The 19811-nt window shown below is 75.7% G+C and carries 14 protein-coding genes; 4 read left to right on the top strand and 10 right to left on the bottom strand.

Annotated features, from left to right (window positions below; all coding sequences use genetic code 11):
* Positions 1–153: 153 nt before the first annotated feature.
* The 5 genes from SK069_RS00615 to SK069_RS00595 all read right to left on the bottom strand — a co-directional run bounded on the left by SK069_RS00615 (position 154) and on the right by SK069_RS00595 (position 7083).
* A complete protein-coding gene (locus SK069_RS00615) occupies positions 154–735 on the bottom strand; it encodes a regulatory protein RecX (protein ID WP_319952233.1) in 582 nt (193 codons plus the stop codon).
* The gene (gene recA / locus SK069_RS00610) at positions 732–1811 is read right to left on the bottom strand and encodes a recombinase RecA (protein ID WP_319952232.1); all 1080 of its coding nucleotides are present in this window, start codon (positions 1809–1811) and stop codon (positions 732–734) included. Before recA ends, SK069_RS00615 begins: the two co-directional genes overlap by 4 nt.
* A gap of 249 nt (positions 1812–2060) precedes the next feature.
* Entirely contained in the window at positions 2061–3365 is a 1305-nt protein-coding gene (locus SK069_RS00605; RefSeq protein WP_319952231.1) for a competence/damage-inducible protein A, read from the bottom strand.
* On the bottom strand, positions 3362–4192 hold the full coding sequence (locus SK069_RS00600) for a helix-turn-helix domain-containing protein (RefSeq protein WP_319952230.1): 831 nt from the start codon (positions 4190–4192) through the stop codon (positions 3362–3364). The genes SK069_RS00605 and SK069_RS00600 overlap by 4 nt, the downstream gene beginning before the upstream one ends.
* A 95-nt stretch (positions 4193–4287) precedes the next feature.
* Positions 4288–7083 carry a DNA translocase FtsK gene (locus SK069_RS00595; RefSeq protein ID WP_319952229.1) on the bottom strand — a complete coding sequence of 932 codons (2796 nt, stop codon included), beginning with the start codon at positions 7081–7083 and terminating at the stop codon, positions 4288–4290.
* Between the two features lie 135 nt (positions 7084–7218).
* Here SK069_RS00595 and SK069_RS00590 point away from each other — a divergent pair, with 135 nt between their 5' ends.
* The gene (locus SK069_RS00590; protein ID WP_319952228.1) at positions 7219–7908 is read left to right on the top strand and encodes a response regulator transcription factor; all 690 of its coding nucleotides are present in this window, start codon (positions 7219–7221) and stop codon (positions 7906–7908) included.
* Positions 7909–7915: 7 nt separating this feature from the next.
* Complete coding sequence (locus SK069_RS00585) at positions 7916–9751, top strand: ATP-binding protein (RefSeq protein ID WP_319952227.1); 1836 nt, start codon at positions 7916–7918, stop codon at positions 9749–9751.
* A 14-nt stretch (positions 9752–9765) separates the two neighbouring features.
* Here the strand turns inward: SK069_RS00585 and SK069_RS00580 are convergent, their stop codons facing one another.
* Together SK069_RS00580 and dapA are read right to left on the bottom strand one after the other, a co-directional pair.
* A complete protein-coding gene (locus SK069_RS00580; RefSeq protein ID WP_319952226.1) occupies positions 9766–11439 on the bottom strand; it encodes a ribonuclease J in 1674 nt (557 codons plus the stop codon).
* A 299-nt stretch (positions 11440–11738) separates the two neighbouring features.
* Positions 11739–12590: a 4-hydroxy-tetrahydrodipicolinate synthase gene (gene dapA, locus SK069_RS00575; RefSeq protein ID WP_319952225.1), complete on the bottom strand. Its 852-nt coding sequence runs from the start codon at positions 12588–12590 to the stop codon at positions 11739–11741.
* A gap of 105 nt (positions 12591–12695) precedes the next feature.
* Here dapA and recD2 point away from each other — a divergent pair, with 105 nt between their 5' ends.
* Positions 12696–14882, top strand: coding sequence for an SF1B family DNA helicase RecD2 (gene recD2, locus SK069_RS00570; RefSeq protein WP_319952224.1), 2187 nt, complete (start codon positions 12696–12698; stop codon positions 14880–14882).
* 69 nt (positions 14883–14951) lie between these two features.
* Here recD2 and SK069_RS00565 read toward each other — a convergent pair whose 3' ends face one another.
* Positions 14952–15479, bottom strand: a complete 528-nt coding sequence (locus tag SK069_RS00565) for a GNAT family N-acetyltransferase (protein WP_319952223.1) — start codon at positions 15477–15479, stop codon at positions 14952–14954.
* Positions 15480–15482: 3 nt separating this feature from the next.
* Positions 15483–16154 (bottom strand): 4-hydroxy-tetrahydrodipicolinate reductase, encoded by a 672-nt coding sequence (locus tag SK069_RS00560; RefSeq protein WP_319952222.1) that lies wholly within the window; start codon positions 16152–16154, stop codon positions 15483–15485.
* An 88-nt stretch (positions 16155–16242) separates the two neighbouring features.
* On the opposite strand from SK069_RS00560, the gene SK069_RS00555 reads away from it, so the two are divergent.
* Positions 16243–18420 carry a hypothetical protein gene (locus tag SK069_RS00555; RefSeq protein WP_319952221.1) on the top strand — a complete coding sequence of 726 codons (2178 nt, stop codon included), beginning with the start codon at positions 16243–16245 and terminating at the stop codon, positions 18418–18420.
* 97 nt (positions 18421–18517) lie between these two features.
* On the opposite strand, the gene SK069_RS00550 is transcribed toward SK069_RS00555, so the two are convergent.
* Entirely contained in the window at positions 18518–19768 is a 1251-nt protein-coding gene (locus tag SK069_RS00550) for a M16 family metallopeptidase (protein ID WP_319952220.1), read from the bottom strand.
* Positions 19769–19811 lie beyond the last annotated feature (43 nt).

Below are 19811 nucleotides of genomic sequence, written 5' to 3'. Positions count from 1 at the left end.
GGGCGATGCCGGGTACCCTAACACGCCGATTATTCGGGCGTCCTAAGACGCTCGTCGCGCTCGATCCGCCCTCACGGCCGGCATGCCCTCCCTCGTGGCGGCGACGCCCGGGCGGCGGTCGTCGGGCGCCGCGACCGGTGGCCGGCGCCGGCGTCAGTCGCGCAGGTCGCGCTCGTACGCACGGACCGCGTCGTAGGCGATCTCGAGCGCGAATCCGCGGGTCGCCAGAAGACGCAGCGCCTTTCCCCGCGCACGGTCGTCATCGAGAGGCGCGCCGCGGAGTCGCTGCTGCAGGAGCGTGAGCGCCCGGCCCTCGTCGCCGTCCTCGTCGGGCTGCGCCAGTCCCTGCTCGATGAGCGGCTCGGCGATCCCGACGCGACGGAGGCCGTCGGCGATCCGCTGGCGACCCCACCCGTCGATCGATCGCCGGTCCTCGACGTAGCGCTGGGCGTAGCGCGCGTCGTCGATGTACCCGAGCTCCCGGAGCTCGGCGAGCGCGCGCTCGATGCTCGGACGGCCGATCTTGCGGCGGGCGAGGTGGTGCTCCACCTCGGCCGCCGTGCGGTCGCGCTTGGCCAGGTGCCGGTACGCGAGCTCCAGCGCGTGGAGGGCCCGCTCCTCGGCGTCCTGCGCGCGCTCGGCGCGGCCCTCGGCGTCGGCGGCGGCCGACGTCCGGGTCCGCCGCCCGCGCTCGGCCGGCGGACCGCCGGCCGTCTCGGGCGACCGCCGGCTCACGCCGCGACGGCCGGCTCCTCGGTCTCCGCCCCGGCGGGCGCCGGCGCGCCGGCCGTGGCGGGCACGATCTCGAGCTTCTCGTAGATGCGTCGCTCGATCTCGGCGGCGATCTCCGGGTGCGCGTCGAGGTGCGCCTTGGCGTTGTTGCGGCCCTGCGCCAGTCGCTCGCCGTCGAAGGAGAAGAACGACCCCGACTTCTGGACGATGTCGTGCTCGATGCCGAGGTCGATGAGGCACCCCGCGGTCGAGATGCCCTTGCCGAACTCGATGTCGAACTCGGCCTGCTTGAACGGCGGAGCGACCTTGTTCTTCACGACCTTCACGCGCACGCGGTTGGCGACCGCGTCCGTGCCGTCCTTGATCGTCTCGATCCGGCGGATGTCGAGACGCTGCGAGCTGTAGAACTTCAGCGCGCGACCGCCCGGCTGCGTCTCCGGCGAGCCGAACATCACGCCGACCTTCTCGCGGATCTGGTTCGTGAAGATGCAGGTCGTGCCGGTCCGGTTGAGGTTGCCGGTGAGCTTGCGCATCGCCTGGCTCATCATCCGGGCCTGCAGGCCGACGGTCGTATCGCCCATCTGGCCCTCGAGCTCGGCGCGCGGCGTCAGCGCCGCGACGGAGTCGACCGCGACGACGTCGACCGCGCCGGAGCGCACGAGCATGTCGGCGATCTCGAGCGCCTGCTCGCCGTAGTCGGGCTGCGAGACGAGCAGCTCGTCGACGTCGACGCCGATCTGCTTCGCGTAGACCGGGTCCATCGCGTGCTCGGCGTCGATGAACGCGCAGACGCCGCCGCGCTTCTGCGCCTCGGCGAGGATGTGGTAGACGAGCGTCGTCTTGCCCGAGGACTCCGGGCCGAAGATCTCCAGGATGCGGCCGCGCGGCACGCCGCCGATCCCGAGCGCGATGTCCAGCGACAGCGAGCCGGTCGGGATGGCCTCGATCTGGCCGATCGCGCCCTCGTCCCCCATCCGCATCACGGTGCCCTTGCCGAACTGGCGCTCGATCTGCTGCAGGGCACCCTGAAGGGCGGCGTCGCGCGCCTTCGCGGTGGTGGTGTCGGAATCCTTGGCCATGACGAACGTCACCCTTCGGGAGGAGTGGGCGGAACTGGATTGTCCGAGGTGCGGCGGACGGAACCGCGGACCGGCACGATCCCCGTCCCCATCGGACATCTCGGAGGCTCGACCGTACAGGTGTTCGCGTGCGGAGGGAACACCCGTTCGCACCGATCCGGTGCCGCGACCGCGCCGGTCCTGCGCCGGGGACGCTCGCGGGCCCCGCGCCGCCGGCTGCCGACGCCGATCGGCGCGGGCCGTGGCGCCTCAGGCGTCGTCGCGCTCGCCGGCGAGCGCGCGTCGCAGCAGATGCAGCGCGCCCGTCACGGTGCGCTCGCGCACGTCGCGTCGCTCCCCGGGCACGCGATAGCGGCGCGTGAGGGTCGCCCCGTCCGGCCCGGCGATCGACACGAAGACGGTGCCCACCGGCTTCTCCTCCGTCCCGCCTCCGGGACCGGCGATGCCCGTGGTCGCCACCGCGACGTCGGCGCCGAGGCGCTCGCGGGCGCCCCGCGCCATCGCCTCGGCCACGGGGCCGGAGACCGCGCCGTGCTCGGCGAGGAGCGCGGCCGGCACGCCGAGCGCCGCCTCCTTCACCTCGTTGGCGTACGCGACGACCCCGCCGAGCGCGAACGCCGAGGAGCCGCCGTGCTCGGTCAGCCGGGCGGCGACGAGGCCCCCCGTGCACGACTCCGCCGTGGCGACGGTCCAGCCGCGCTCCCGCAGGGCGTCGCCGACGACCTGCTCGATCTCGCGACCGTCCGTCGAGAAGACGGTCCCGGGGTGCTCCGCGTCGAGGAAGCGCTCGAACGCCTCGGCGTCGGGCACGAGCGACGGGCGGGCCCGCGTGACGACCTCGAGCTCGCCGCGATGGGCGCAGGTCGTGATCTCGAGGTCGTCGACGGCGATGCCCTGCTCGCGAGCGCGGATCATCGTCTGGGCGAGCGTCGCCTCCGGGATCCCGAACATCCGCGTGAGCCGCTCGTCGAGGACCTCGGCGCCGGCGATCGCCGCACGCAGCGACGGCCGCTCGACGGCCGCCTCCCACATCGGCTGCAGCTCCCGCGGCGGTCCGGGCAGCACGAGGACCGTCGGGCCCGGACGACCGTCGGGGGGCGGCACCACGAGCCCGGGCGCCGTGCCGACCGGCTCGAGCACGTCCGCGCCGTCCGGGACGAGCGCCTGCTTGCGGTTCGCGGCCCGGAGCGCGTCGGGATCGACGCCGGGCCAGCGACGGGAGAGCCGCTCGATGATCGTCCAGATCCGGCCCTCGAGCGCCTCGTCCAGCGCGAGCGGGCGGCCCTGGAACTCGGCGACCACCGCGGCGGTCAGGTCGTCCTCGGTCGGGCCGAGCCCGCCGGAGGTGACGATGAGCTGGACCCCGCGGTCGCGCGCCTGCTCGAGCGCGAGCACGAGGTCCCCGGGCCGGTCCCCGACCACGACCGTCGACAGGTGCCGGACGCCGATCGCCCCGAGGCGCTGGGCGAGCCACGGGCCGTTGCGGTCGCTCACCCACCCGCCGAGGACCTCCGTCCCGGTGACGACGACGACGGCGCTCGGGGTGGTGGTCATTCGCAGGTGGGCCGTTCGCTGGGCTCGAGGCGGGCGCTCTGGCGCTTCGTGATCCGGTAGGCGACGACGCCGTCGGCGGCCGCCTGGAGGCGGCGCACGCGACCCGCGTCGGTGACGGTCGCCCCCGCGCCGCGGATCGCGACGAGGAACCGCTGCGACCGCAGCCCGCCGGCGCTGCGCCCGGCCTGGATCTCGCGATCGTCCAGGACCCGGCGACCGGTCGCGTCCACGACGCACGCCACGACCGGGGTCGGGCCGGCGGCGATCCGGAGCTTCACGATCTGCGCCGCGCGCCGGCGCTCGCGGCGCTCGGCGCGCTCGCGACGCTGCGCCCGCTCCTCGCGCGCCTCGCGGCGCAGCTGCTCGGCGGCGCTCTCCTGCTCGGTCGTCGTGGGGGGCGGGGTGGCGTCCCGCTCGCCCTGCGACAGCGCGAAGACGGCGTAGATGATCGCGCCGACCACCACGACGAGGGGCACGAGGGGCAGCGCCCCGGCGCGCTTCGGCGGTCCGAACGCGCCCCCGCCTCCGCCACCGCTCCCGGGGCGCCGCGGGCCGCCGCGTCGGGGACCGGCCCCGGCGGCGCCGCCCTCGTAGGGCTCGTGGCGGAACTTGTACTCCTCGACGAGGAGCTTGGCGTCCAGTCCGAGCGCCTCAGCGTACGTCTTCAGGAAGCTCTTGACGAACGTGGGACCTGGGAGCAGGTTCCACTCCTCGTTCTCGAGCGCGCGGAGGTACTTGGCGCGGATCTTCGTCCGCGCCTCGACCTCGGCGATGTCGATCCCCGCGCGCATGCGCGCCTCGCGCAGGGTGGCACCGATCTCCGCCATCGGCGGGGAAGGCTACTGGCCCGCCGCCGCCGGGCTCGGCCGGCCCCTTGCGGGAGCCCGCCCGGCCGCGACGGGCGAGCTCGTCCGCGGACCGCTCACGCGCCCGCCGAGGAGAGCGCCGCGTGCTCGCCGGTGCGGTCGTCGTCGTCGCCGGCGTCGTCCGTCGGCGGCGCGCTCGGCCCGGTCGGCTCGTCCGCCGACGCGGCGGCGGACGCATCGCCGCGCGCCTGCGCGAGCACGCGCGGGAGGTCCATCGGCGAGATGAGGACCTGGCGGGCCTTCGAGCCCTCGAAGGCCGAGACGATCCCCCGGCGCTCCATCATGTCCACGAGCCGGCCGGCGCGGGTGTAGCCCACGCGCAGGCGCCGCTGCAGGCCCGACGTCGACGCCGCGCCCATCTCGACGACGAGCTCGATCGCGTCGGCGAGCAGCGGATCGCTGTCGTTGTCGAGGTCGTCTCCGCCGGCGTCGTCCGCCGGCTCCTCCTCCGCGGCCTCCAGGAGGTCCTCGCGGAGCTCGGGCTCGCCCTGCGTCGCCCAGTGGCGCGTGAGCGCCGCGATCTCCGCCTCGTCGATGTACGCGCCCTGGATGCGGGTGAGCTTCGACGACCCGACGGGGTTGAAGAGCATGTCGCCGCGTCCCAGCAGCGACTCGGCGCCGTTCTGGTCCAGGATGACGCGCGAGTCGGTCTGCGAGGAGACGGAGAACGCGATCCGCGACGGGACGTTCGCCTTGATCATGCCCGTGATGACGTCCACGCGCGGCGACTGCGTCGCCAGCACGAGGTGGATGCCGACCGCGCGCGCCTTCTGCGCGATCCGGATGATCGCGTCCTCGACGTCGGCCGGCGCGACCATCATGAGGTCGGCGAGCTCGTCGATGACGCAGAGGATGTACGGCAGGGGCTCGTCGCCCTCGTCGATCCGCACCCGGTTGAGCTCGGGCAGGTTGCGCGTCTTCTTGACGCTCATCACGCCGTAGCGCCACTCCATCTCGCGCACGAGGTTCTGCAGCGCGTTGGCGGCCATCTTCGGGCTCGTGATCACCGGCGTCAGCAGGTGCGGCACCGACTCGTAGTGGTTCAGCTCGACCTGCTTGGGATCGACGAGCACGAGCCGCACGTCGTCCGGCGTGGCGTGCAGGAGGATCGAGCTGAGCATCGCGTTGACGCAGCCCGACTTGCCCGCGCCGGTGGTGCCGGCGACGAGGAGGTGCGGCATCTTCGCCAGGTCGGCGTGGATCGGGGCGCCCGAGACGTCCTTGCCGAGCCAGACCGTCAGCGGCGTCTCGCCCTGGGGCGGATCGTCGTAGACGTCGCCGAGGTGCACGACGCGACGGCGCTTGTTCGGGACCTCCACGCCGACCGCGGTCTTGCCGGGCACGGGCGCGAGGATCCGGATGTCGGTCGCCGCCAGCGCGTAGGCGAGGTCGTCCTTCAGCTGGGCGACCTTCGACATCTTGATGCCGGGCGCCAGGCGCAGCTCGTAGCGGGTGATGTGCGGGCCGGCGATCGTGCCGATGACCTTCGCCTCGACCTTGAAGTGCTGCAGGGCCTCCACGAGCGCCGCGGCCGTCTCCTCCTGCCCGGCGGTGTCCGGGCGCAGCTGGTCGGCGGCGGAGACCTTCAGCAGCGACGGGTCGGGCAGGACGTACCCGTCCTCCGGCGCGCCCTCGGGCGATCCGCCCATCGGCTGGCGCTCGCGCAGCTCCTGGAGCGACGGGCGCTCGGCGGGCGCGTCGCGCTCCGTCGGCTCCTCGTCGGCGGTCGCGGGCTCCTCGTCGTCCCGCTCGGCGGCCTCGCGGGCCGCGGCCGCGGCGGCGGCAGCGGCGGCGCGGGCCGCGGCACGGGGCGCGATCTGCGTCGGCGGCTCCTCGTCGACCGCGGGCTCCGGCTCGTCCGGGACGGGGGCGGGCGGCTCGAAGGTCATCGGCGGCGCCTCCCCGAAGAGGTCGGGGTAGCGGCGGGCGCCGTCGAGCTCGGGGGTCGCGGGCGCGTCGTCGGGCGCCCCGCGGGTCGCGCGCACCTCGCCCGTCCCCGCGTCGGGCTCGCTGACGCGGGCCGGTCGCGCGCGGCGCACGACGGGCTCCTCGCCCGTGCGGTCCTCGTCGGGCGCGGTGGCGGCGTCCGGGGTGCGTCGGCGGGGCCGGGGCGGGGTCGGGCCCGACGTCGGGTCCTCGGCGGGCGGAGCGGCCCGGCGACGCGCCGGGCGCTCGACCGGGATCGCCGGCTCGTCGCTCGTCGTCCCGGAGGGGACGCGGCGCAGGGCGGTCGTCGTCTGCCGCAGCCCCTCCCCCGTGCGCGAGACCATCGACGCGATCGAGGCGCCGGTGAGCAGGAGCACCCCGCCGAGCAGGAGCGTCACGCCCACGACGTGGGCGCCGATGTCGCCGAGCGCCGACGAGAGCGCCCAGTACAGCGCGTCGCCGAGGACGCCGCCGCGCGGCCGCACCACCTCGGCGGTGAAGAGCTCGTCGCGCCCGGTCCCGCCGCCGAGGCCGAACGTCCCGGTGGCGAAGAGGAGCATGAGCGCCGAGAGCAGCAGCAGCGCCCCGGTCCGGAACGGCCGGATGGCCGGCAGCAGCGGCCGCAGGATGAGCAGCAGGCCGGCAGCGGCGACGGCGGGTGGCGCGATGTAGGCGACCTGCCCGAAGAGCGACAGCAACCCGTCGACGAGCCCGTCGCCGATCGCGCCGCCCCAGGCGCCGAGGTACATGAGGAAGACGAGGAAGACCGAGAGCGCCAGGAGCCCGAGCCCGATCTGGTCGAACTGGCGCTGCTCGAGCTGGCGCCACGACCGCAGGGAGCCCGACGGCGCCTCCTTCCCGGCGCGCTTCGGCGCCGAGCGACGGCTCGATGCGGCGGTTCGGGCAGGGGTCCGGCTACGGCTCATGCTCGGACTCCCGTTCGCCGCCGCGCCGTCGGCTCCTTCCCGCCGCTCACGCGGTGCGCGGCGCCCGGCACGGGGCCCGTCCAGACGGGCGATCGCTTGAGCGTCCGTGAATGTCCACGCTCTACGATCCCGCGCATGGACAGCGGTCGCAGCGCGCGCGTGCTCATCGTCGAGGACGACGAGGAGATCGCCGGGGTCCTCGGGCGCACGCTGCGGCTCGAGGACTACGAGACGCGGATCGCGCGCGACGGCGAGAGTGCCCTGACCGAGGCCCGCACGTACATGCCCGACGTCGTGGTGCTGGACCTCGGGCTGCCGGACATCGACGGGCTCGAGGTGGCGCAGCGGCTGCGGGAGGGCGGGGACGTGCCGATCCTCATCCTCACCGCCCGCGACGCGGTCGAGCACCGCGTGGCGGGGCTGGACAGCGGCGCCGACGACTACCTCGTCAAGCCGTTCGAGCGGGACGAGCTGCTCGCGCGGATCCGCGCGCTCCTGCGGCGGCGTCCCCCGCGGGGCGAGGCGGCCCTCGTCGTCGCCGACCTCGTCCTGAACCCCGCCACCCACGAGGTCCGGCGGGGCGAGCGCGACATCGACCTGACCCAGCGCGAGTTCGAGCTGCTCGAGTACCTCATGCGCAACGAGAAGCTCGTCGTGCCGCGGCAGCGGCTGCTCGAGGAGGTCTGGGGCTACGACCCGCTCGCGTCGACGAACACGATCGAGGTCTTCATCTCGAACCTGCGCCGGAAGCTCGAGTCCGGCGGCGAGGAGCGGCTCGTGCACACCATCCGCGGCGCCGGCTACGTGCTGCGCGCGGCTCGCTGACGCGCCCGTGACGTCGTCCGGCGAGCGCGTCCGCTGGCTGCGGTGGCTGGACCGCCTGCCGATCCGGTGGCGGCTCGCGGTCGCGACCGCCGGCCTGACCGGCCTGATCCTGCTGCTGTTCGCGCTCGTCAGCGGGATCTACACGATCCAGCGGGTCCGGGGCGACTTCTCCACGCAGACCGCGGCGCGCTTCGACGCGATCCGCGACCAGCTGCGCGTCGGGTTCGAGCAGGGCTCGGACGGCATCCTGCGCTATCGGGTCTACACGAACCTGCGCGACCTGCGCGGCGAGCGCGGCACGGTCGTGGCCGTCTGGGGGCGGGTGTCGGGACGGCTCGAGCGGCTGGCGAGCTCGAATCCGCGCATCGATCTTGGGCCGCCCCGACGGCAGGACCGAGCGGTGGCCTCGTTCCGGGTCGAGACCCGGCAGATCAACCAGGCGATCACCGACGCCGACGGCCGGCCGCTGCAGTCGCTCGTCGGCATCACGTCGAGCATCCCCCTCGTCATCCAGGTGGGACGGAGCTACGACACCGTCGCGAGCACCGAGCGGCGGGTCGAGACGGCGCTCACGTTCGGGGTCATCGGCGGCACCCTGCTGGCGCTGCTCGCCGGCCTCGCCGTCGGTCAGCGCGCGATGCGTCCCGTCCGGCGGATGACGGGCGCGGCCCGCCACATCGCTCGCACGCGCGACCTCGAGGCCCGGATGCCGGTCCCGGTCGTGCGCGACGAGATCTCCGAGCTCGCCGTAACGCTCCAGGACATGCTCGACGAGCTCGCGGCCTCGCAGGCGCGGATCGACGAGTCGCTGCAGCGGCAGCGCGAGTTCGTCGCCGACGCGTCGCACGAGCTGCGCACGCCGCTGACCGCCGTCCAGGCGAACCTCGAGCTGCTCGCGCTCTCGACCGAGGGCGAGGACCGCGAGGCCGCGGAGTCCGCCCTGCGCTCGGCGCGCCGGATGCGGCGGCTCGTCGCCGACCTGCTGCTGCTCGCCCGGATGGACGCGCGCCGCGAGGCCGCCCGCGACGCCGTCGACCTCGATCGCGCGATCCTCGAGGCCGTCGACGAGCTCGAGCCGCAGCTCGGCGGGCACGAGGTCGAGCTCGACCTCGAGCCGGTGACGCTCGACGGCGTGCGCGACGAGCTCGTGCGGCTCGTCGCCAACCTCCTCTCCAACGCCCTGCGCCACACGCCAGACGGAACGGAGATCCGGATCGTCCTGCGTCGCGCGGGGACGCGGGCGCGCCTCATCGTCGAGGACGACGGACCGGGCATCCCCGACGAGCTGCGCGAGCGGATCTTCGAGCGGTTCGTCCGCCGCGGCGGCGAGGGCGCCGGCTCGACCGGCATCGGGCTGGCGATCGTCCGCGCGGCGGCCCAGCGGCACGGCGGGGACGTCCACGTCGAGCCGACCCACGAGGACGGCCGCGGCGCGCGGTTCGTGGTGACCCTCGCCGTCCGCGGCGACGCGCCGGATCCCGACGAGCCGGAGGAGCAGTCCGCGGCGGGCGACGCGGCCGAGGAGGGCGGCGACGGGCGGCTCCTGCGGACGCCGCGCCGCGCCGCGGAGGGCATCCGTCGCCGCCTGCGCTCGTCGGGCGTGACGCGCCGTGGCGCCCGGGATCCCGAGGAGCGCCTCGGCGGCGCGGCGCCGGACGACGGGCCCCCGGCCTCCGACGCCGGCGAGCCCCCCGCGTCCGAGGACGGCGGCGGGCCGGCGCGGGAGCTCGACGGCCCCGACGGCGGCGGGGACGACGCGACGGCGTCCGACGCGCCGCCGAACGCGGGCGATGATCCTCCCGCCTCGCCGCCGGACGGCCGGCCGCCGGCGCCGGGCGCCTGACCCGGCGCGCTCGCTCAGACGGCGACGACGACCGGCAGCACGACGGGCCGGCGCTTCAGCTTCTCCCAGGTCAGCTGGGCGATGTCGTCGTGGAGGATCCGCTGGATCTCGTCGAGGTCGTGGATCTCGTCGGCGGCGGCGCGCTCGACCGAGGCGTCGACCTGGTCGCGGACGGCCTTCAGGAACGCCTCGTCGTGCTCGAACGGGACGCCGCGGAAGAGCAGCTCCGGCTCCGCGACGGACTTGCCGTCGTCGTCGCCGATCGTCGCGACGACGACGAACAGGCCGTCGGCCGACAGCGAGCGGCGGTCGCGCAGCGCGGCGTCGGCCGTCGCGCCGATGTCGGTGCCGTCGACGTACATGACGCCGGACGGGACGGGCTTGCCGAAGCGGGCGCCCTTCGCGTCGACCTCGATCGGCAGGCCGTTCTCCGCGCAGAAGACGTTGTCGGCGGGGATCCCGAGCTTCACCGCCAGGCGCTTGTGGAGCTCCAGGCGGTGGAAGTCGCCGTGCAGCGGCACGACGTACTTCGGCCGGGTGAGGTTCAGCATGAGCTTCATCTCCTCCTGGTAGCCGTGGCCGGAGGCGTGGATCGGCGCGTCCTTGTGGGTCACCACCTCGGCGCCCGCCTGGTACAGCTTGTCGATCGTCTCGTTGACGGCGCGCTCGTTGCCCGGGATCGGCGTCGCCGAGAAGACCACCGTGTCGCCCGGGCGGATCCGGACCTGCGGGTGATCGCGGAACGCCATCCGCCGCAGCGCCGACAGCGGCTCGCCCTGGGACCCGGTCGACATGACGATGACGCGGTGGTCGGGCAGGTGCTCGAGCTCGCGCGGCTGCACGATCAGCCCGTCGGGGACGTCGAGGTGCCCCAGCGACTTCGCGATGTTCACGTTCTTGCGCATCGAGCGCCCGAGCAGGCAGACCTTGCGGTTGAGCTCGATCGCCGCGTCGATGACCTGCTGGACACGGTGGAGGTTCGACGCGAACGACGTGACGATGATCCGGCCGCGCAGCCCGCCGAAGACGCGCAGGAGCTCGGGGCCGACGAGCGCCTCGCTCGGCGACCAGCCGGGACGGTCGACGTTCGTCGAGTCGCCGAGGAGCATGAGCAGCCCCTCCTCGCCGAAGCGGGCGAGGCGCAGGAAGTCGGCGGGTCCGCCGTCGACCGGCGTCTGGTCGAACTTGTAGTCGCCGGTGAAGAGCAGCGTGCCCAGCGGGGTCTTCACCGCGACGTTGCAGGCGTCCGGGATCGAGTGCGTGGCGTGGATGAACTCGAGCTCGAAGAGCCCGGTCTTCACCGTCTGGCCGGGCTTGACGTCGGTGAGCTCGGCCTCGCGCAGGCGGTGCTCGTCGAGCTTGCTGCGACCCATCGCCATCGTCAGCGGCAGGCCGTAGATCTTCGGGGCCTTGCGGGCGCCGCCGAGCTGCTTGATGACGTAGGGGAGGCCGCCGAGGTGGTCCTCGTGGCCGTGCGTGATGACGATCGCCTCGATGTCGTCGGCGCGGTCCTTCAGCACGCTGAAGTCGGGCAGCACGAGGTCGATGCCGACCTGCTCGGCGGTCGGGAACCGGACGCCGGCGTCGATCACGACGATCTTGCCGTCGTACTCGACGGCCGTCATGTTCTTGCCGATCTCGCCCAGGCCGCCGAGGGGCAGCACGCGCAGCGTGGCGGAGTTGGTCATGCGATGGGGTCCTGTCGGTCGGCGCGACCGACGGTCGCGCACGGGGTGGTGCGACCCGCGCCGGAACGCGACCCCTCCGGCCGCCCCTGTCGGGCGCCGTCGTGGTGCGTCGGTCCGCGGGCTCGCGGATAAGCGTCGGCGATCGGGCACGCGCGCGGGTGGCGTCCCGGTGACGACCGCGCGCGGCCGGCGACCATCGACGCGCGATGCGCGCGCCGTCCGCGGGGCCGCCGTGGTCGCGCGACGGTGCGCGACGGTCGTGGTGCGGGTGCTGATGCGGCGATCCGGCATCGAACGGGCTAGGCCAGCAGCCCCAGGCCGTCGAGCACGCGCGCGATCTCCGACCGCTGGTCCTCGTCGGCCTCGACGAGCGGCAGCCGCAGGCCGCCGACCGGCCGGCCCGCGAGCGCGAGGGCGGCCTTGATCGGGATCGGGTTCACCGTGATGCCGAGGATCGCGTAGAGGTCGCGGAGCGTCGCGTCGATCTCGGCACGGCGCTCCGGCGTCGCGGTCGCCATCTCCGCGAGCTGCGGACCGACGAGGTGGCTGGCGACGAGGATGCCGCCGGCGCCGCCGAGGTCGAGCGTCCGGGCGAGGATGTCGTCGTTGCCGGCGTAGACCTCGAGCCCGTCGACGAGCTGCAGCTCGGCGCTGTTGGCCTGCTTGACGGCGTCGACGTGCGGGATCTGCGCGAGCTCGGCGAGGAGCTCCGGATCGATGTTGAGCGTCGTGCGGCTCGGGATGTTGTAGAGGACGATCGGCTTGTCCGTCGCGCTCGAGACCGCCTCGTAGTGGGCCACGATCCCGGCCCGGTTCGGGCGGTTGTAGTAGCCGACGACGTTCAGCGTGGCGTCCGCGCCGAGCTCCGTCGCCCGCTCGGTCAGGTGGATCGAGTGGCGCGTGTCGTTGGAGCCGGCGTTCGCGATGATCGTCGTGCCGGCCGGCTTCTCGCGGATCGCGAGCTCGACGAGCGCGAGATGCTCCTCGTCGCTGAGCGTCGAGCCCTCGCCGGTCGTGCCGGCGACGACGAAGCCGTCCGAGCCGCTGGCGGCGAGGTGCGCCAGCAGGTCGACGAAGGACGCCTCGTCGACGCGCCCCTGGGCGTCGAACGGCGTGACGACGGCGGTGATGATCGTCCCGAGCCCGGACACGGCTGTTCATCCTCCCAGAGCGGACGGTCGGCCGGCGTTGCGGGTCGGTGACGGCGGACGCGCCGCGGCGCGGCCCGCGCCGGGCGGTGACGTACCCTGCGCCGGGTGGCTGCGGCGAACGAGACGCTCGAGGTGGAGGTCGCCGGCGTCCGCTTCGTGAGCGACGACGGGGCCTTCGCCGTCGTGGACGCGCTCTCGGTCGCCGGGGAGGGCCCGGACGCGGCCGCGGGGACCCACGAGGTCCTCGTCGGGCCGATCGGCCATCTCGAGCCCGGCGACCGCGTCCGCGCGACCGGCGAGCACCAGCAGCACCCGAAGCACGGCGTCCGCTTCCGCGTCCGCGCCCTCGAGAGCCTCGACCCGGACGACGAGGCGCTGCTGCGCACGCTGCAGCGGATCCCCGGGGTCGGCCCGGCGTCGGCGGAGTCGCTGCTGGAGCGCTTCGGCGACGACCTGCTGGCGCGCCTGGACGCCGATCCGCGCGACGTCCTGCGTCGCGTCCGCGGCCTGCAGGGCGAGAAGCTCACCGAGGCCGTCGAGCACTGGCGCAGCGAGGCGGGACCGCGCGCGGTGCGGCTGCTGCTGGAGCGGCACGGCGTCGACGCGGCGACCGTGGGACGGGTGATCCGCGCGCTCGGCGAGGAGCCCGACGTCGCGGCGCTGCAGGCGGCGCCGTACCGGCTCACCGAGCGCAGCGGCATCGGGTTCCCCACCGCCGACGCGATCGCCCTGGCGCTGGGCGAGCCGTCCGACGGCGAGCCGCGCCGGCAGGCCGCGACGCTCCACGCGCTGCGCCTCGCCGAGGAGGACGGCCACTGCCACCTCCCCCGCCCCGAGCTCGTCCGGCGGACCGTCCGGCTGCTCGGGCGCGACGGGGTGCCGCAGGCCGTCGCGGCGACAGTCGAGCGGCTCGTCGAGCGGGGCGCCGTCGTCGAGCGCGACGAGCGGATCGCGACGCTCGAGCTCGACGAGGACGAGGCGCTCCTGGCGACGCTCGTCGCCGGGCTCGCCACCGACGCGCCGTCGCTGGACGTCGAGCTGCCCGACGACGCGCCGGCCGACCTCGACCCCGCGCCGAGCGACGAGCAGTGGGCGGCCGTGCGCAGCGCCGTCGCGCACCGCCTCTCGATCCTCACCGGCGGGCCCGGCACCGGCAAGACGCAGACGATGCGGGCGCTCGTGGCCTCCCTGCGGGCCGCGAAGCGGCGCACCGTGCTCTGCGCCCCGACCGGCAAGGCCGCCCGCCGCCTGGCCGAGACGACCGGCGCCGAGGCCACGACGATCCACCGCCTGCTCGGCTACGTCCCCGGCGAGGGCTTCGCCCACGACGAGGACGCGCCCATCGCCGACGGCGTGATGCTCGTCGTCGACGAGGCCTCGATGCTGTCGCTCGATCTGGCGGTCGCGCTGCTGCGCGCGGTCGGCCCGGGCAGCCACGTCCTCCTCGTCGGCGACGTCGACCAGCTCGCCCCGGTCGGCCCGGGGCGGGTGCTGCAGGACCTCCTGGACTCCGGCGAGGTGCCGGCGGTCCGGCTGACCCGGATCTTCCGCCAGGCCGAGCGCTCGCTCATCGTCCGCGCCGCCCACGCGATCAACCGCGGCGAGCTGCCGCCGACCGGCACCGCCGGCCTGCCGGAGGACACGATCCGCGACTTCTTCCTCATCGACCGTCCCCATGCGGAGACGGCGGTCGAGGAGGTCCGCACGCTCGTGACCACGCGCCTGCCGGGCCACTACGACGTGCCGGCCGTCGGCGGCGTGCAGGTGCTCGCGCCGCAGCGCCGCGGCACGGCGGGCGTCGAGGCCCTGAACCGGATGCTGCGCGACGAGCTGAACCCCGGCGACGGGCCGGCGATCGGCGGCCCGCTGCACGGCCTGCGCGAGGGCGACCGCGTCATGCAGACGCGCAACGACCACGACGCCGAGGTCATGAACGGCGAGCTCGGGATGCTCGTGCGCGTCGACGGCGACGCCGGCGAGGCGACGGTCGCGATGGACGACGGGCGCACCATCCGCCTCCCGACGCAGCGGATGGACACGTGGGACCTCGCGTACGCCTGCACGGTGCACAAGGCGCAGGGGTCCAGCGTGCCCGTGGTCGTCGTGGTGGTGCTCGCCGAGCACCGCCACATGCTCACGCGCAACCTCCTCTACACGGCGGTGACGCGGGCCGAGAAGGCCTGCGTCGTCGTCGGCGACCGCGGGGCGATCGCCGGCGCGCTGCGTCGGGTGGACGGCGCGACGCGCTTCACGGCGCTGCCCGACCGGATCCGCGAGGCCCTCGCCGGCTGACGGCGGTCCGGGCGCGGCGCGGGCGACCGGCCGCGGCGCGGTCCGCGCGGGCGGGCCATCACGGACCGCTCAGGCGGACACCGGGCCGAGCGGCCGTCGCCAGCGCTCCGTCGCCACGCCCGCCGTCTCGAGCGGCGGCGCGCCCTGGTCCTGCGACCACCCGCGTCCGGCCCAGAAGCGCCGGGCGGCCCAGTTCGCGGAGAAGACCCGCAGCGTCGCCTCGACGGCCCGGGCGCCTGCCAGCCGGCGCAGCGCGTCGTCGTGGAGCGCCCCGCCGACGCCCGCGCCCTGGGCCACGGGATGGACGTAGAGCGCCCGGAGCTCGGGGACGCCGGGCAGGTCCGGCTCGGTCCCGGCCTCGCGCACGACGCAGAGCCCGACGGCGCGCGGTCCGAGACGCGCGACGACCGTCGCCTCGCCCGTGGCCGGCGTCCTCAGCGCCGTCGCCCACGCCTCCCGGCGCGCCTCGACGTCGGTGCGCTCCGCGAGCTCGAGCGGGTCCAGGACGTCCTGGTAGGCGCGCAGCCACGCCGCGACCTGGATCTCGGCGAGTGCCGCGGCGTCGGACGGCCCGGCCGGCTCGAGGACGACCGCCACGGCTCAGTCCGCGAAGAGGAGCGCGTCGAGCCCGATCGTCGGCGAGCTCGGCAGGTCGCCGACGCGGCGCACGGCGAGCACCACGCCGTCCATGAACGACCAGCGGTCGATCGAGTCGTGGCGGATGGTCAGCGTCTCGCCGCGACCCCCGAGCAGGACCTCCTGGTGCGCGACGAGGCCGGGCAGGCGGACGGAGTGGATCGGCGGTCGGGTCCCCGTCGCCGCCTCGAGCAGGTCCGCGGTGTGCTTGCCGGTGCCCGAGGGCGCGTCGAGCTTCTTGTCGTGGTGCAGCTCGATGATCTCGGCCCGCTGCATGTGCCGCGCGGCCTCGGTGGCCAGGCGCATCATGAGGACGGCGCCGATCGCGAAGTTCGGTGCGAAGAACGCCTTGCCGGGGCCGCGGCCGGCGAGCTGGTCGACGTCGAAGCCCGACGTGCCGATCACGACGTGCACGCCCGCCTCGACGCACGCGATCGCGTTGCCCAGGGCGGTGTCGGGGCGCGTGAAGTCGACGACGACGTCGGCGCCCGGCAGGACCTCCTCGAGCGACGTGCCCAGCGCCGGGTCCGCGCGACCGGTGAGGACGAGGCCCTCGGCCTGCTCCACCGCCTCGCAGACGGTCGCTCCCATCCGGCCGGCGGCGCCGGCCACGGCCACGCGGATCTCGCTGCTCATGGCGGCCATCGTGCCAGGTCGTCCCGCGCGGGACCGGCGCGTCGCGTCGCGGCCGGGGCGGGCGGTGCGGCAGACTGCGCCGATCGCCGTGGTCCGTCGCCTCCTCCCGCTCCTCGCCCCCGGCCCGTCGTGGCCGGTCGCCCGGACCGCCCTCGTCGCGCTCGTGGCCTGCGCGCTCGCCGCGCTGCAGCCGGTCCGCCCGCTCGGCGCCGCGGCGGTGGCCGTGCTGCTGCTCGCGGTCGGACGCGGGCTGACCGGGCGGTGGACGGCGGGACTGCCGCGTCCGGCCGGCACCGCGCTGGCGCTCGGCACTGCCCTGGCGGCCGCCGCGCTGGCCTTCCAGGCGCTCGCCGACACGCGCCGGTTCGGTGTCGTCGGCGTCGTCGTGGTGGCGCTCGTGCTCGTGGCCGCGGCCACGTGGGCCGGCGGGCGCGGCGCCGGTGCCGTGCGGGTCTCGCGCCGCGCGCTGCTGGCGGTCGCGCTCGCGGGTGCGGTCGCGGCGACGCTCCCCGCGTACGCGTTCGACCTCGGCGGCCGCGACGCGGGGTTCTACGTCCTCGCCGGCGAGCACCTGCGGGCCACCGGGACGCTGCAGCTGGAGCCCGACCCGGACGTCGCGGCCGGGATGGCGCGCTTCGGCGGCGACGAGCTCGGCTTCGACCGCGACAAGGTCCTGCCCGGCTTCTTCCTCGCGCGCAGCGGCGCCACCGTCCCGCACGGCTACCACGCCACGCCGGCGCTGCTCGCGGCGGGCGCGACGGTCACCGGCGGCGGCGGGCAATGGGTCATCACGTTCGCGGGGATCGTCCTCGCGCTGCTCGTGGCGGTCGCCGCCGCGCTGCTCGCCGGCGGTCGGCTCGCGCGGGTGGCGGCGGTGGCGGCGGGTACGCTCGTGGCGACCGACGCGGCGCTGCTCTACTTCTCGCGCTACCCGATGACGGAGGTCCCGTCCGGTGTCGTGCTGCTGACGGCGGGCCTCGCCGGCTGGGTCGCGATCGCCCGCCGCGCGCACGCGGCGACGGTCACGGCCGGCGCCGCCCTCGGCACGCTCGGGCTGCTGCGCCCCGACGCGTGGCCGCTCGTGGCCGTCGCGGTGCTCGTCGCCGCGCTCCTGCGCCATCGCGGTCGCCGGGCGGTCCTCCTGCTCGCCGCCGGGCTCGCGCTGCCGCTCGCCTACGCCGCGGCACGCGCCTCGACGATCACCCGGGCCTACACCGACGAGAGCGTCGGTCACGTCCTCGGCGGCGTCTCCGGCCACGCGCTCGTCGCGGTGATCGCCGCCGCGACCCTCGGGCTCGTCCTGCTCGTCGCCGCCGTTCCCTGGCCGGGCGCCTGGCCGGCGCGCGTGGTGCGTGCCGCATCGGCGCGGCGCCTGCCGGTCGCGCTCGCAGCGCTCGTGGGGCTCGCCGGCCTCGTCGTGGCCGTCGCGCCGCCGGCGGAGGGCCTCGAGATCTTCCGCACCTACGCCACGGCGCCCGGGCTCGTGCTCGCCGCGCTGGGCGCGGTCGCCCTGCTGCTCGGGCGCGCCGGGACGCCGGACGGGCGCTGGGCCGCCCTCCCGCTGCTCCTCGCCGCGGCGCTCGCGCTCGGGCTCGTCGCCGGGGACCCGCAGGTGCTGCAGCCCGACCAGTACTGGACCGCGCGCCGGTTCCTCCCGGCCGCGCTGCCGGTGGCGGCCGTCCTGGCCGGGATCGCCGTGGCGGTCGCCTGGCACTGGCCCGGCGACCGGCGACGGCCGGTCGTGGCGGCGACGCTGCTGCTCGCCCTCGCGGCCGGCGCCGTCGGGCTGCGCAACGCGTGGCCGGCGCTGTCGACGACCGAGTTCCACGGGGTGCCCGCGCAGGTCGAGGCGGTCGACGCGCAGATCACCGGGAGCGACCCGCTCGTGATCATGGGACCGAGCGAGCGCGCCTGGTCGGCGCTCGGTCCCGCGCTGGCGCTGCGCCAGGAGCGCCACGTGCTCATGATCGGCGCGGGCCGGATGGCCTTCCAGCGGGACCGCGCGCCCCTCGACGACCCGGCCCTCGTGCGCTGGCTCGTCGACGTCGCCTCGCGGCGGCCGGTCTTCCTCGTGCTCGCCGGCTACGGCGTCGTCGACGTCCGCACGGACTTCCGGCGGCTCGCGGCGCTGCTCGTCGGCGCCACGCCGCTGCGGATCCGCGAGATCGAGCACCGGATCGGCGGGCCGCCGCGACGGTCGGAGCTGCACCTCACGGCGGTGACGGTGCTCCGCCTGCAGCCGGTCGGCCGCCCCGTCGCGCCCTGACCGTCGACGCGGTCGTGCGGCGGACCCGCCGCAGAGGCCGCCGCCCGGCGGCGCGGGGCGTGGCCCCGACCGACGGGCGCGGCGCGCGACGGCCGCCTCAGGCGACGGTCAGCGGACCGGCGACGGGCGTCAGCGCGGCGCGGAACGCGTCCTCGTCCGGTCCGACGCCCGCGGCGCTCAGGGCGTCCGGCGCGAAGAGGTCGGCGGCGAGCGCCCGGACCTCGTCCGCCGTCACCGCGTCGATCCGCGCGGCGATCTCCGCCGGTGCGAACCGCGGCAGCCCGTGGAGCACCGCGCGACCGAGCACGTGCATCCGGGCGTGGGTCGACTCGAGCGCCAGCAGGACGCGGGCCCGGGCGTGCTGCTTGGCCCGCTCGAGCTCGTCGTCCCCGACCGGCTCCTCGCGGATCCGTCCCAGCTCGTCGCCCACGACCGACAGCGCCTCGCGGAGGTTCTCGGCGCGGGTGCCGAGGTAGACGCCCGCCAGCCCGCCGCCGCGGTGCTGGTCGTCGAACGTCGAGACCGCGTACGCGAGGCCCCGCTCCTCCCGCACCGCCTGGAAGAGGCGCGAGGAGGGCGTGCCGCCCAGGATCGTGTCGAGGACCCGCAGCGCGAACCGCCGCTCGTCGCCCATGGCCGGTCCGCGGCCGGCGATCGCCACCTGCACCTGCTCGGTGTCCCGGCGGCGGAAGACGACGGCCGGGGCGCTCGGGCCCGCGACGCCCGGGTCGTGGTCGTCGGGGCCGGCCGCGGGGGCCGGCGGGACGAGCCGCTCGGCCAGCGCGCACAGGCGCTCGTGGTCGACCGCGCCCGCGGCCGCGACGACGATCCGGTCGGCGCCGTAGCGGCGCGCGTGGAACGCCCGCAGCTCGTCGCCGCTCGTCCCCGCGACGACGTCGGGGCTGCCGATCACGGGCCGGCCCAGCGCGTGGACGCCGAAGACGGCGCGCGGCAGCAGCTCGAAGACGAGCTCCTCCGGGTCGTCCTCGATCATCGCGATCTCCTCCAGGACGATCCGGCGCTCGAGCTCGAGGTCCGCGTCCTGCAGGAGCGGCTCGGTCGCCATCTCGCCGAGCACGGGGAACGCGTCGGGCAGCTCCTCGGCGAGCACGCGCGCGACGACGGCCGTCTCGTCACGGCTCGTGGCCGCGTTGAGGTCGCCGCCCAGCGCGTCGAAGCGCCGGTCGATGTCGACCGACGCGAAGCTCCGGGTCCCGCGGAACAGCATGTGCTCCAGCAGGTGCGCCCGGCCGGCCTCGGCGTCGCGCTCGTGGCGCGCGCCGGTGCCGATCCAGACGCCGGTGGCGACCGACAGCGCGGTGTCGATCGCCTCGGTGGCGACGGTCACGCCGGACGGGAGCCGGGTGACCGTCGCGGCGGAGGCTCCGCCG

It is taken from the genome of Patulibacter brassicae (assembly GCF_033949425.1).
GTDB classification, from domain to species: Bacteria; Actinomycetota; Thermoleophilia; order Solirubrobacterales; family Solirubrobacteraceae; genus Patulibacter; species Patulibacter brassicae.
The sequence above is the reverse complement of the archived record's forward strand: the minus strand, read 5'-3'. Positions and strand labels throughout refer to the sequence as shown.